Source organism: Kribbella kalugense, from assembly GCF_004365875.1.
Taxonomy (GTDB): Bacteria; Actinomycetota; Actinomycetes; order Propionibacteriales; family Kribbellaceae; genus Kribbella; species Kribbella kalugense.
Genome location: NZ_SODF01000001.1, coordinates 1,530,127 through 1,543,057, shown reverse-complemented (window position 1 = coordinate 1,543,057; position 12,931 = coordinate 1,530,127). Strand labels below are relative to the sequence as shown.

Annotated in this window: 14 protein-coding genes; 4 read left to right on the top strand and 10 right to left on the bottom strand. The window is 68.3% G+C overall.

Going from position 1 to position 12,931, the window contains the following annotated elements:
- Window position 1: 1 nt before the first annotated feature.
- Window positions 2-739 carry an SDR family oxidoreductase gene (locus EV650_RS07280; RefSeq protein ID WP_202874422.1) on the top strand — a complete coding sequence of 246 codons (738 nt, stop codon included), beginning with the start codon at window positions 2-4 and terminating at the stop codon, window positions 737-739.
- Here EV650_RS07280 and EV650_RS07275 read toward each other — a convergent pair.
- Window positions 736-3,501, bottom strand: a complete 2,766-nt coding sequence (locus EV650_RS07275) for an ATP-binding protein (RefSeq protein WP_134116613.1) — start codon at window positions 3,499-3,501, stop codon at window positions 736-738. The genes EV650_RS07280 and EV650_RS07275 overlap by 4 nt on opposite strands.
- Window positions 3,502-3,579: 78 nt before the next feature.
- Window positions 3,580-4,545 (bottom strand): cation diffusion facilitator family transporter, encoded by a 966-nt coding sequence (locus tag EV650_RS07270; RefSeq protein WP_238174060.1) that lies wholly within the window; start codon window positions 4,543-4,545, stop codon window positions 3,580-3,582.
- A 64-nt stretch (window positions 4,546-4,609) separates the two neighbouring features.
- Here EV650_RS07270 and EV650_RS07265 point away from each other — a divergent pair, with 64 nt between their 5' ends.
- Window positions 4,610-4,969 carry an ArsR/SmtB family transcription factor gene (locus EV650_RS07265; RefSeq protein WP_134116611.1) on the top strand — a complete coding sequence of 120 codons (360 nt, stop codon included), beginning with the start codon at window positions 4,610-4,612 and terminating at the stop codon, window positions 4,967-4,969.
- Between the two features lie 2 nt (window positions 4,970-4,971).
- Here EV650_RS07265 and EV650_RS07260 read toward each other — a convergent pair whose 3' ends face one another.
- From EV650_RS07260 to EV650_RS07225, 8 genes are all read right to left on the bottom strand, one after another.
- Window positions 4,972-5,631 carry an urease accessory protein UreD gene (locus EV650_RS07260; RefSeq protein WP_134116609.1) on the bottom strand — a complete coding sequence of 220 codons (660 nt, stop codon included), beginning with the start codon at window positions 5,629-5,631 and terminating at the stop codon, window positions 4,972-4,974.
- Window positions 5,615-6,322, bottom strand: a complete 708-nt coding sequence (ureG, locus tag EV650_RS07255) for an urease accessory protein UreG (RefSeq protein ID WP_134116608.1) — start codon at window positions 6,320-6,322, stop codon at window positions 5,615-5,617. Before ureG ends, EV650_RS07260 begins: the two co-directional genes overlap by 17 nt.
- Window positions 6,315-6,995, bottom strand: a complete 681-nt coding sequence (locus EV650_RS07250) for an urease accessory protein UreF (RefSeq protein ID WP_134116606.1) — start codon at window positions 6,993-6,995, stop codon at window positions 6,315-6,317. Before EV650_RS07250 ends, ureG begins: the two co-directional genes overlap by 8 nt.
- Window positions 6,995-8,698, bottom strand: a complete 1,704-nt coding sequence (locus tag EV650_RS07245) for an urease subunit alpha (protein ID WP_134116604.1) — start codon at window positions 8,696-8,698, stop codon at window positions 6,995-6,997. Before EV650_RS07245 ends, EV650_RS07250 begins: the two co-directional genes overlap by 1 nt.
- Window positions 8,691-9,053, bottom strand: a complete 363-nt coding sequence (gene ureB, locus EV650_RS07240; protein WP_134116602.1) for an urease subunit beta — start codon at window positions 9,051-9,053, stop codon at window positions 8,691-8,693. Before ureB ends, EV650_RS07245 begins: the two co-directional genes overlap by 8 nt.
- Window positions 9,054-9,063: 10 nt before the next feature.
- Window positions 9,064-9,366 carry an urease subunit gamma gene (locus EV650_RS07235; RefSeq protein WP_134116600.1) on the bottom strand — a complete coding sequence of 101 codons (303 nt, stop codon included), beginning with the start codon at window positions 9,364-9,366 and terminating at the stop codon, window positions 9,064-9,066.
- Entirely contained in the window at window positions 9,363-11,000 is a 1,638-nt protein-coding gene (locus EV650_RS07230) for a purine-cytosine permease family protein (RefSeq protein WP_134116597.1), read from the bottom strand. The genes EV650_RS07235 and EV650_RS07230 overlap by 4 nt, the downstream gene beginning before the upstream one ends.
- Before the next feature lie 101 nt (window positions 11,001-11,101).
- Complete coding sequence (locus EV650_RS07225) at window positions 11,102-11,497, bottom strand: MarR family winged helix-turn-helix transcriptional regulator (RefSeq protein ID WP_134116595.1); 396 nt, start codon at window positions 11,495-11,497, stop codon at window positions 11,102-11,104.
- Window positions 11,498-11,596: 99 nt separating this feature from the next.
- On the opposite strand from EV650_RS07225, the gene EV650_RS07220 reads away from it, so the two are divergent.
- Both EV650_RS07220 and EV650_RS07215 read left to right on the top strand, forming a co-directional pair.
- Window positions 11,597-12,649: a substrate-binding domain-containing protein gene (locus EV650_RS07220; protein ID WP_166678051.1), complete on the top strand. Its 1,053-nt coding sequence runs from the start codon at window positions 11,597-11,599 to the stop codon at window positions 12,647-12,649.
- 26 nt (window positions 12,650-12,675) lie between these two features.
- Window positions 12,676-12,930, top strand: a complete 255-nt coding sequence (locus tag EV650_RS07215) for an alpha/beta fold hydrolase (RefSeq protein WP_134116593.1) — start codon at window positions 12,676-12,678, stop codon at window positions 12,928-12,930.
- Window position 12,931 lies beyond the last annotated feature (1 nt).

Sequence of the window (12,931 nt, the reverse complement as noted above, 5' to 3'; positions counted from 1 at the left end):
GATGGCTGAGTCAATGAAGAGTCTCGCCGGGCAGGTCGTTGTCGTGATGGGTGGCAGTGCGGGCATTGGGTTGGAGACTGCTCGACAGGCCGGTGCGGCGGGTGCGCGGGTGATCATCACCGGGCGCGATCGCGATCGGCTCGAGAAGGCGGCCGCAGAGGTCGGCGCGGAGAGCGCGGTGACACTGGATATGTATGATCCGGCCGAGCTCGAAGCGCTCTTCGCGGACTTGCCGCAGCAGCTCGATCACCTCCTCGTGGGCGGCAGCGGTCCGTTCTACGCGCCGCTGCCGGAGCTCGATCTTGCGCAGGCGGAACGCTTCATGAGCCAGCACGTGGTCGGATCGTTGCGCATCGCGCGGCTGTGCATCGGGAGGGTTCGCGCGGGCGGGTCGCTGACGTTCATCAGCGGTACGGGCGCCCGGCGGCCGGGGGTCGGACTGATGATCGCCGCCATCGCGACGGCTGCGCAGTCCGCGATCGTCGCGAACGCGGCCGTCGAGATCGCTCCGATCCGGGTGAACACGGTCGCTGCCGGCTTCGTCGACACACCGCTGTCGGCGCGGCTGCTGGGCGATCAGCTCGAGGACCGTCGCGCGGAGTTGCGTGCCACATTGCCGATCGGGCGAGTCGTCGGCCCTGACGACGTGGCTGCGCTGGTCGTCCACCTGATGACGAACGGTGCGCTGACCGGTGCGACGTACGACATCGACGGGGGTCAGCAATTGGTGTCGCGTTAACCGGCCTCGGGCAGCGCGTCCCGCAGTTGGCGTCGGGAGCTGATCGAGAGCTTGTCGAAGATCTTGCGGAGGTGCCATTCGACCGTGCGTGGGCTGAGGAACAGCCGGGTGCCGACTTCGGGATTCGACAGACCGTCGCGGACCAGAAGGGCGATCTGACGTTCCTGCGGGGTCAGCTCGGCACCGGCCGTCGATCCGGATGCGCGTCGGCGTACGGTCTCGCCGGTCGCCTGCAACTCCCGGCGGGCGCGCTCGGCGAAGGCGACCATGCCGATCTCGGAGAACAGCTCGTAGGCGGTGCGCAGTTCGGACCGGGCGTCGCCCCGGCGCGCTCGCCGGCGCAGCCATTCGCCGTACAGCAGGTGCGCACGGGCCAGGTCCGGGCGCAGTCTGGTGCCGTCGAGGTGCTCGATCGCTTCGAGGTACGCCTTCTCGGCGGCGGCGCCCTTGTGCACCAGTCCGCGGGCGCGCGCCTCGATGCCGAGCCCCCAGCGTTCGGCGGTGCCGCGTGTCTTCTCCTGCAGGCGGGCGAGTGCGTCGGCAGCCTCGCGTGGATGTCCGCTGCGTGCGGCGGCTTCGATCTGCTCGCTCAGGGCCCAGGAGGACACGAACAGTTCCGGTGTGTCTTCGCTGGCGGCAGTTGCCCACGGCAACGCTTCGTCATGATGGCCGAGTCCGTTCAGTACGACGGACTTCGCCCAGCGCGCGTACTGCGCCGCCGTACCCTGGCCCTCGGCCGTCGTCCGCGTGATGGTGTCGTCGATCAACCCGAACGCGTCGTCCGGGCGCCCTTGCAGAGCGGTCAGCACCAACGCGCCATACGGCCCGATGTGGGTGCCGGTTGCCTCGCGGACCGCGTCGGCCTCGGCCCGCAGCGAGGTCGCTTCGGCGAAGTCACCCGCCATTGCGTACACCTGGCCGAGTACGTTGACGCCGACCGCGAGTACGGCGAGCGCGCCCGCGCCTCGCGCTGTCTCCACCTGCCGGACGGAAGCGGCCAGACAGGCCTCGAAGTCCCACGCGGTGGCGGCCGCGGCAGTCGCCAGCCACCCCCACCGAAGGATCTCCTCGGCCGAGGCCTCCCCAGCACCGAACGCGACCGCAGCCTCCTTGAGCAACGGCACTCCACGGTCCCGTCCCTCCGCGAACAACAACGCAAACCCATCCAGCAGCACGTCGGAACTCTGCGCCGGCGCTGCGGGGCGTGGGGCTGCCATCGCCGCTTGTGACACCTCGCGGAGGCCGGTGCCGGCAAGTTGGCCCGCGAACAGGGCAGCGCTCCACGCGTCGAGATAGGTATCCCGGGCCAGGCGGGCGTCGAGCGATTCGAGGGTTCGAGCGGCACGCAGCAGCAGTCCCGGCGCGTCGCGGCCGCGTTGTTGGGCGAACGCCGCCTCCGCGCGGAGCAGATCGATCCGCGCCCGTCCGAGATCGTCGAGCTGCCCCGCCTCCGCGGTCGCGAGCAACTCCCACGCCGTCCGGAACGCGCCGGCCTGAACACTCGCCTGCGCACCGGCGAGCGCGCGCTCGGTACGGCGTACCGGGTCGCGGGTCAGCGCGACCGCGCGCTGCAAGCACGCCGCGGCCGCCGCGAACCCGCCTCGGGCCTGAGCCCGATCCGCAGACCGCACCAGCTCGACGGCAACTCTCTCGTCGGGCCCGGTCGCAGCGGCCGCCAGGTGCCAAGCGCGCCGATCGGGATCGGTGGTCGAGTCCGTCGCTCCGGCCAGCGCCAGGTGTACTGCGCGGCGCTCGATGGCGGACGCCGACCCATAGAGCGCCGATCGCACCAGCGGATGGCGGAACGTCACCCGTTCACCCAGGCTCAGCAGACCCTCGATCTCCGCGAACGCGGCCTCGATCCCGAGCTGATCGGCGGCCCGACGTACCAGCACCGGATCGCCCACCGGCTCGGCCGCGGCGACCAGCAAGAGTTGCCGCGTCTCCTGCGGCAGGGCGTCGGCCTGCAACAGGAAGCTCTGCTCGATCCGCCCGGGCAGACCTTGCCCACCGAACAGCCCGAATCCGGCGGCCAGCTGAGTCGCCGTCAGCCCTCGTGGCAGCTGCAGCAACGCCAGCGGATTGCCACCGGTCTCGGCCACGAGGCGATCCCGGATCGGAGCATCGAGCAGGAACTCGACGGCCGACCCGAGCAACGCGCGTGCCTCGTCGTCCGGCAGCCCGTCGACTTCCAGCTCCGCGAGTCCGTTCAGCTCCACGCCGACCTCGCGTGCACCGAACAGCAGGCCGACCGCTTCGTTCCCGATCCTGCGGGCTACGAACCCGAGCGTCTGCGCGGTCGCGGTGTCGAGCCACTGCGCGTCGTCGACGACGACCAGCACCGGCTGCTCGGCCGCGAGATCGGAGATCAGACTGAGCACCGCGAGCCCGACCATGAACCGATCCGGAGCGGGTCCGGGCGCAAGCCCGAACACCGTCGCGAGCGCCCGCCGCTGCGGTTCCGGAATCCGCTCCATCCGATCCAGTAGCGGCAGACACAATTGATGCAGAGCCGCGAACACCAGCTCCATCTCGGACTGCACGCCGACCGTGCGCAGCAGGCGCAGATCGGTCGCGGCCTCGGTGGCGTAGTTGAGCAGTGCGGTCTTCCCGACACCGGCCTCACCGCGTACGACGAGCACCCGGCTGCCTCCGCTGCGGACCTCAGCGAGTAAACGGTCGAGAACGGCGCGTTCCGGCCGGCGGCCGAGCAGCTCCGTTGCCCGTACCCGCCTCCCCTCCAGACCGCCTGCACCCTCCACAGTCCGCCGCCCTCCCAGCGGTGACCCACGCCGCGGTTGCCGAACCCGATCCAGCCTATGTCCGACCAGCCCGGTTGACTATCGCACCAGGTTGCGGGCCGGGGTGGCGTCCTGGGGGAGCGGCTCGGTGTGGATCGTGGCAGTGGTGAGGTGCGGCACCGCGTGGATGAGGTCGTGCTCGACCTGGTGGCTGAGGTGGTGCGCGTCGACGAGTGTGGTGTTGGAGTCGATGGTGATGCGGGCTTCGGCGCGGAGGGTGTGGCCGAGCCAGCGGAGTTGGATGTCGGACACGTCGAGTACGCCGGGTGTGGATCGGATGATGTGCTCGGCCTGGTCGACGAGGGCTGGGTCGACGGCGTCCATGAGTCGGCGGTAGACCTCGCGGGCGGCATCGCGCAGTACGAACAGGATCGCGACCGTGATCAGTAGGCCGATGATCGGATCGGCGAGCGGGAAACCGAGCCAGGCGCCGATCGCGCTGAGGACGACGGCGAGGCTGGTGAATCCATCCGTCCGGGCGTGCAGGCCGTCGGCGACGAGCGCTGCGGAGCCGATTCGGCGGCCCGTGCGGATGCGGTACTGGGCGACGACTTCGTTGCCCAGAAAGCCGACGACGCCGGCGATCACGAGTACGCCGACGTGGTGGACGTCGGCCGGATGGATGAATCGCCTGATCGCCTCGTAACCGGCGTACGCCGAAGATGCCGCGATCAACATCACGACGACCACGCCGGCGAGGTCTTCGGCGCGACCGAATCCGTAGGTGTACGCGCGAGTGGCGAGCCGGCGGCCGACGATGAAGGCGATCCCCAACGGGACGGCGGTCAGGGCGTCGGCGTAGTTGTGCAGGGTGTCGCCGAGGAGGGCGACCGAGTCGGTGTAGATGACGATGACGGTCTGGATGACAGCGGTGACGATCAGGCCGGCGAAGCTGATCTTCAGGCACCGCATGCCGTCCCGACTCGCCTCGAGCGCGGAGTCGATCTTGTCGGCGCTGGCGTGGCCGTGTCCGTGGCCGTGTCCATGTCCGTGGGTCTGCGTCACCTGAGCATCTTAGCTGCGCAAGCATGCAGGTACGCAAGTAGGCAGGTAACGCTAGGCTCGGCGCATGCACTCGTCGATCGAGGACTTCGAGATGCCGAACGAGGAACAGGTACACCTCGCGGCAGAGTCGTTCCGGCTGCTCGCCGATCCGACCCGGATCAAGGTCCTCTGGGCCCTCCTGCAGGGCGAGTCGTCGGTCGCCTGCCTGGCCGAACTGGCCGGGGCAGCGCCGACCGCCGTCAGCCAGCACCTCGCCAAGCTCCGCCTCGCCGGCCTCGTCAAAGGCCGTCGAGAAGGGACGTTCGTCTACTACTCGGCCGCCGATCATCATGTACGTCGCCTGCTCGACCAGGCCCTGTTCCACGCCGACCATCTCGACCGCGATCTCCCGGACCAGTCGGCAGCTTCGCCGTCGCCGCACTGAAGTTAGTGCAGGGTGCTCTGGTGTTGTTCGTCGAGCAGTTGGCGGGCGATGGATCCGCAGCCTTCGAGTTGTAGCGTTTTGGGGTCGTCGGGGAGGCGGAAACCCAGCGTGGTAACGGTGTCCAGGCACCGGGCCGATCCGAGGATGGCCCAGCCGGTGCGGGGCTCGGGGGAGAGGTCGAGGTCTTCGGCGAGGAGCAGGTGGTCGTCGATCCAGGCGCGGGTGGTCGTACGGACGGTGCCGCCGAGTTCGCCGTACCGGCCGAGGACGAGTGACTCACGGAGTTGAGCGGTGCAGCCGGGGGCTAGACGTGCCGTTGTGGTGCGGGTGACGTCGGCGCCGGCGGAGACGACGAACGGTTCCGCGTACCAGTGCAGGCTTGCGCCGTCCGTCAGCCGGATGTCGACGTCCCAGCGGGCGGATCCACCGCGCATCGCGTAGGCGACCGTTCCGGCGGTTTCCACGATCTCGAGTCGCACGGGACCTTCGACGACGATTTCGATACGTACTTTGTCGCCGGCGAGCAGGAGGGCTCCCGCTGCGACGAGGGCGACGCGCACCACGCCGGGTGGGCTATGCAAGCGCCGGGGTGAGAGGTGGCCGGTCGTCAGGAGACAGCGATCGCGGACCGGGTCGGCGGTGACGTCAATGCGAGTGGACATGGGTGATCAGCGTGCCGTCCTCGCCGACGTGGGAGTGCGGAGCCATCGGACCGGGGTCGACCGGTGTGTGCCCTCCGGTGCGAACGTGGGCCGTCATGGTCCGGACCCACTCGGTCAGCTCGGCGACCGAGGCGGGATCCGTGCGGGAGAGTGCGATCACTGGCTTCCCGTCGCGGGCTTCGCTCGCATCCTTGACCATCTGTTCGACATCGACCCCGACGTACGGCGCCAGGTCGGTCTTGTTGACGATGAGCAGATCCGCTCGCGCGATCCCCGGGCCGCCCTTCCGTGCGACGTCACCGCCACCGGCCACGTCGAGTACGAAGATCTGCGCGTCGACGAGGGCCGGCGAGAACGTCGCGGTCAGGTTGTCGCCGCCGGATTCGACGAGTACGACGTCCAGCGGGGCGAAGTCGCGCTCGAGATCCTCGACGGCGATCAGGTTCGGGGTGACGTCGTCGCGGATCGCGGTGTGCGGGCAGGCTCCGGTCTCGACGGCGCGGATGCGGTCGGGATCGAGTACGCCGGCCGACCGCAGCAGGCGGGCGTCCTCGTCGGTGTAGATGTCGTTGGTGATCACTCCGAGGCGGAGTTCGTCGGCGAGTTCGCGGCAGACGGTCGCGATCAGGGAGCTCTTGCCGGTGCCGACCGGTCCGGCGACGCCCAGCCGGAAGGAGCGGGTCTCATGCATGGAACAACCTCATTCTCTCGGTCGCGTGATTCTGCGCGAACTGATCGATCAGCGGCGCGCCGTTGGCTGGGATCTTCTCGATGTCGGTCAACGGCGAGACGTCGGCGACCAGCTCCTCGATGTCGTCATGAAGCCCGGCCAGCCAGGTCGCCGCCTCAGCTGGGTCCACGGGGAGCAACTTCAACGACGCGGACACCACGGACTGCACATCGTCGTACGCGATGATGCGAGCCACCTGCTCCGCCGAGAGTCCGGTGACCGCGCCGATGACCCCGATGACAATCGGCCGCGGGACCTCACTGTCCGCCTGCAGGTGCTCAAGCACCTCGGGCCAAACCCGCCCCGCCAACCGCAAATACGCGCGCCCCTGCCGCCGAGAAACCCCCCGCAAAACCTGCGACGAAGTCCGAGCCGCCCAAGCCCCTTCAACCAGCCGGAGCCCTTCGGACTGATGGGAGTGAGTGATGTAGCGGGCTAGGACTGCAACCGCCGCCTCGACTCGGGTGACGGTGTGGAGGCGGTCTCGGGCGTACGTCGTGACGTCCGCGAGTTGCTTGCCGTCGGCACCTAGTCCGGCGCGTACTGCGGGTTCGAGGCCGGCGGACTGGGTGTGGCCACCGGTCGGCAGGCGGCCGTCGGTGAGCATCAGCGCGACCAGTTCCGCAGTACTCATCAGAACATCGCGTACAGCTGGGCGAGTGGAAGGACCTCGGCGGGGGACGGTTCGACCAGGTCGCCGTCGACCTTGATCGCGAACGTCTCCGGGTCGATGTCGATGCTCGGCAAGGCGCTGTTGTTCTTCATGTCCGCCTTGCCGATCGCCCGCGTCGGCCGTACGCCGAGCAGTCGCCGGCGCAGTCCCAGCCGCTCCGCCAGGCCGTCGTCGAGGGCGGCAGGGGAGACGAACGTGAACGACAGGTCCGCGCCGATCGCGTCGCCGAACGCGGGACGCATCAGCACGGGCTGCGGGGTCGGGATCGACGCGTTCGGATCGCCGAGCGCGGCCCACGCGATCGCGCCGCCCTTGATCACCAGGCTCGGCCGGACACCGAAGTACCGGGGATCCCAGAGCGTCAGGTCCGCGAGTTTGCCCGGCTCGACCGAGCCGACCTCGTGATCGATGCCGTGGGCAACGGCCGGGTTGATGGTGTACTTCGCGACGTACCGGCGGACCCGCTCGTTGTCGGCGGGAAGATCACCGCTTAACGGACCGCGGCGGGCCTTCATCACGTGGGCGACCTGCCAGGTCCGGGTGATCACCTCGCCGATCCGGCCCATCGCCTGCGCGTCGGACGAGGTCACGGACAGCGCGCCGAGATCGTGCAGGATGTCCTCGGCCGCGATCGTGGTCGCCCGGATCCGGGACTCGGCGAACGCGAGGTCCTCGGGTACGTCCGGGCTGAGATGGTGGCAGACCATCAGCATGTCGAGGTGCTCGGCGACCGTGTTCACGGTGTGCGGCAGCGTCGGGTTGGTCGAGCCGGGGATGACGTGCGGGTACGACGCGATGGAGAGAATGTCCGGCGCGTGACCACCGCCCGCGCCCTCGACGTGGAACGCGTGAATCGACCTCCCGGCGATCGCGGCGAGCGTCGACTCGACGTAGCCGGCCTCGTTCAGGCTGTCGGCGTGCAGCGCGACCTGGAGACCCCAGTCGTCCGCGGCGCGCAATGCGGAATCGATTGCGGCCGGGGTTGAGCCCCAGTCCTCGTGCACCTTGTACCCGGCGGCACCCGCGAGAGCCTGCTCCGCGAGGGCTTCCGCGCTCACGGTGTTTCCCTTGCCGAGCAGGAGGATGTTGAGCGGTACGGCGTCCAGCGCGCGATGCATCTGCTCGAGATGCCATGCGCCGGGGGTGACCGTGGTCGCCTTGGAGCCCTCGCTCGGGCCGGTCCCGCCGCCGACGATCGTGGTGATCCCGGTCGCCAGGGCCTCGTGGAGTTGCGAAGGCGACAGCAGATGGACGTGTGAGTCGATCGCACCGGCGGTGAGAATGCGACCCTCGCCCGCGATCACGTCGGTCGACGGCCCGATCCGGAGGTCCGGGTGGACGCCGTCCGCGATGTCCGGGTTCCCGGCGCGGCCGAGGGCGACGATCCGGCCGTCGCGAATCCCGACGTCGGCGCGGATGATGCCCCACCAGTCCACGACGAGCACATTGGTGATGACGGTGTCGGGTGCTCCCTCCGCGCGCGTCGCCGTACCTTGCGCCATCGACTCGCGAATCGACTTCCCGCCGCCGAAGACCACTTCCTCCCCGCCGACGGTCAGGTCCTGCTCGACCTCCACCCACAGGTCGGTGTCAGCGAGCCGGACCTGGTCGCCGACAGTCGGCCCGTACAACGCGGCGTACGCCGCCCGCGAGATCTCAACCATCGTGCTTCACCTGAATCCCCGGAACCTTCCGATTGCCCCTGAGAGCGACAAGCTGCACCTCCCGGGACGCGCCCGGCTCGAAGCGTTGCGACGTACCGGACGGGATGTCGAGCCGGAAACCCTGTGCAGCGGCGCGGTCGAACGACAGCGCAGTGTTCGCATCCGGCAAGTGCAGATGTGAACCGATCTGGATGGGACGGTCGCCGGTGTTCACGATCACCAGCCGCAAACGCTCGTCGTCCGAACGATCGGCATTCAACGTAATGGTGCCTGGTCGGACGCGGATGGCGCCGGGGCCGGGAGGGCTGGTGTGCGCCCCCTGACCTTCCTTGCTAAGTCTAACGTCGTCAGCCATGAGATCCGCCTCAAATGATAGGGCTGTGGATAGTCACGAGCTTGCGGCCGTCTGGGAAGGTGGCTTCTACCTGGACGTCGTGGAGGAGTTCTGCGACGCCTGGCATGACCTGGTCTCGGGTCAGCACTGTGCGGCCGGTTTCCATCAGGTCGGCGACGCGGGCGCCTTCGCGGGCTCGTTCGATCACCCAGGTGCTGAGGAGGGCGACGGCTTCGGGGTGGTTGAGCAGCACTCCCCGGGCCAGCCGGTCGCGGGCGACCATGCCGGCCACGGAGAGCAGCAGCTTCTCGACGTCAGCGGGAGTGAAGTTCACGATTGCAACGGTAGGACGTGGTCGGACACCTTGTCTGTGCTCAGGCAGAGGGAGCAGACGGCCGCGTCGTGGGTTGCGCACGCGGTCATGTCGGGGCGTTCGTAGTCCTGGCGGCAGACATGACAGGTGAGTACGGCGCCTGACGGGTTGCCGTGTTCGTCGTACATCGGCAGGTCCAGCCCGTCGTCGGTACGGCGCAGGTAGTACTTGCCGCGCGTGATCACGGCCAGGACCGGCGGCAGTACGAGGGCCAGTCCGATCGCGACGAGCGGCGAGTACGGCTTGATGCCCGAGCCGAGTCCACCGAAGAATACGACGATCGACACGCCGGCGGCGGCTGCCATTGAAACGAATCCGACCGGATTGACGGCGTACAGCATGCCGCGCCGGAACTCGGGCGCCTTGGGTGAGAGCTTCAAGAGGTACTTGTTGAAGACGATGTCGGAGGCAACGACCACGATCCATGCCATCCCGCAGTTCGCGTAGAAGCCGAGGATGGTGTTGAGGAAGTCGAACATGTTCGCCTCCATCAGAACCAGCGCGATCACCAGGTTGAACCCGAGGAATACGAGCCGTCCGGGGTAATGCCTGGTCAGCCGGGTGTACGAGTTCGTCCAGGCCAGCGAACCGGAGTACGCGTTGGTGACGTTGATCTTCACCTGGCTGATGACGACGAGTACGACGGCCAGCGTCATCGCCAGCCACCCCGGCAGGAATCCGCGGTAGATCTCCAGGAACTGATGCACCGGCTGGTTGGCGATGGCGGACGAGTCGGCGACGTTCGCGATGATGTAGACCGCCAGGAAGAGGCCGATGACCTGCTTCAGAGCGCCGAAGATGACCCACCCCGGTCCGGCCAGCAGCATCGCGGTCCACCACTTGCGTGAGTTCTCCGGCGTCTTCGGCGGCATGAAGCGGAGGTAGTCGATCTGCTCGGCGATCTGCGCGATCAGCGACAGGCACACGCCGGCTGCGAGCAACATCGAGCCGAAATCGGCGTCAGGGCCGTAATCGAAGAAGGTCGACACCGACGACGGGTGCGAGATCAGCAGGTAGCAGAACGGCAGCACCATCAGGATCAGCCACAGCGGCGTCGTCCACACTTGCAGAGTCGACAACACCTTCATCCCGTAGATCACGAGCGGGAAGATCACCATGGTCGAAACGGCGTACCCGAGCCAGAGTGGCACGTGCAGCCCGAGTTGCAGGCCCTGCGCCATGATCGAGCCTTCGAGCGCGAAGAAGATGAACGTGAACGACGCGAAGATCACGTTCGTCACGACCGAGCCGTAGTACCCGAAGCCGCTGCCGCGGGTGATCAGGTCGAGGTCGATGTTGTACCGCGCGGCGTAGTACGCCAGCGGCAGCCCGGTCGCCATGATCACCACGGCGAAGATCCCGATGCCCCACAGCGCGTTGGTCGTCCCGTACGAGATGCCGATGTTCGCGCCGATCGCGAAGTCGGCCAGGTAGGCGATGCCGCCGAGGGCCGAGACGGCGACGACGCCGGTCGTCCACTTGCGGTAGCTGCGCGGCGCGAATCGGAGGGTGTAGTCCTCGAGTGTCTCGCGGGTCGCGGTGGTCGGTCCGGGTGGGGCGGAGGTGTGGTGGTCGAGCGAGGGTTCAACAGTCATGGCGGAACTCCTGCGGCACCTTCGGGCGAGCGGTGCTCCGGCGGACCGGCGACGTTGCCGGCGGGGATGCACCCGAATGGAAGGAACCTAGGAACGCCGTGTTACCTGCGTGTTGCCGAGCCGCTACGTTCGTGTATTTCCATCTGGAAGTAATTGGCGACGTCGGCTTCGAGGGCGCGCTGGGCGGTGGCGAGGCGCTCGGCGACGGTTGCGCCGACGGGGGAGAGCGCGGTGACGATCCGCCGCTTGTCGTCCGGATGGATCCGGCGTACGACGAGTCCGCGCTCGACCAGCTTGTCGACGTGCCGGGTCAGACTGGCGGCCGGCAGTACTGCGGACTCCGCGAGCAGCGACATCGGCTGACCGGGCTCCTCGTGCAGCGCGGCCATGATCCGCCACTGCTCGATCGTCAGCCCGAACTCGTCCAGCAACGGCTGCAGACCGAGCTCGATCTCCCGCTCGACCCGCTTCAGCACCAGGAGCAGGCTCGACGCCATCCGCACCCCACCTCCGTTCAGGTGCTGGGAAATATAGCCGTTCGCTCGCAGATCCGCCTCCACTTCCGCAACACTTGACCGGATGTACGGCGGGAGGAGGTGACGGTACTGCGTTCCGACGTACTGCCGATCGCCTTCGTCGTGCCGCTGCAAGGGCCGACCGGGATCTACGGACCGTCCTGCCTCGCCTGCGGACAGCTCGCCGTCGAGCAACTGAACGCCCGCAACGGCATCGCCGGGCGCCAGGTCGAGCTCGTCCAGGTCGACGCCGGTCGACCGCCCGCGGTCGTGGCTGAGGAGGTCGGGCGGCTGGTCGACTCCGGGCGGGTGGAGGCGGTGGCCGGCTGGCATATCTCCGCGGTCCGGGTGGCGCTGACTCGGCGGATCGGCGGCCGGGTTGTGTACGCGTTCGCCGCGATGCACGAAGGCGGCGACGACACGCCCGGCGTGTTCATGCTCGGCGAGCGCCCGGTCAACCAGCTGCTGCCGGCCGCGCGATGGCTCCGCGAGAACCACGGCGCCAGCCGATGGGTTGTCGTCGGCAACGACTATGTCTACCCGCGGGTGACCGGATCCGTTGCCCAGGAGGCCTTGGACATCGTCGATTCCGCTTATGTTGCCCTCGGCACCGATGACTTCAGTGAGGTGATCAACGGGCTGAAGGCAACTAAGGCCGACGGCGTGATCATGCTGCTGATGGGCCAGGATGCGGTCCACTTCAACCGTCAGTTCGCCCGGGCCGGGCTGAGTGAGGACCTACTTCGCCTGAGCCCGGCGATCGAGGAGAACACGCTGCTCGGCGGCGGACCTGGTGCGAACCACGGCGTCTACGCGGCCGCGGCATACTTCGACGGGCTGTCGACCGTGGAGAGCAGTGAGTTCGCCCAGCAGTACTACGCCCGCTTCGGTCCCTTCGCGCCGGCCCTCAACGCGGTCGGCGAGTCGTGCTACGAGGCGATCCGGTTCCTCGCCCGCCTCGGCGAGGTCAGCGGCTCGATCGCGATGTCGGCCGGCCTCCCCAGCGGCCACTTCTACGACAGCCCGCGCGGTCTGCTCCGCCTCGACGGCAACCTCGTCGACCAGGACGTGTACCTCGCGGTCGCCGACGGCCTCGAGTTCCGGATCCAGGAACAGATCGCCTACACCCACTAACCATCAAGACCATCATTGATGGTTAGGTGGAGAGATGGAGGTCGACGAGAGGTTCGAGTGGGAAGGCCGGTCGATCGCCTGGGGCAAGGCTCGACCTCTCGATCGCGGTCAAGGTGGTGTGGGGCCGTGAGGACGCGTGGATTCCGACGGCGACCGGGAGGCAGCTGGCGGGCCCCATCCCGGGTGCGTCGTACGTCGAGGTGCCGGACGCCGGCCACCTCATGCAGTACGACGCCCCGGTGGCTCTGGCTACTCTGCTCCGAGACTGGCTGTATTTCTGAC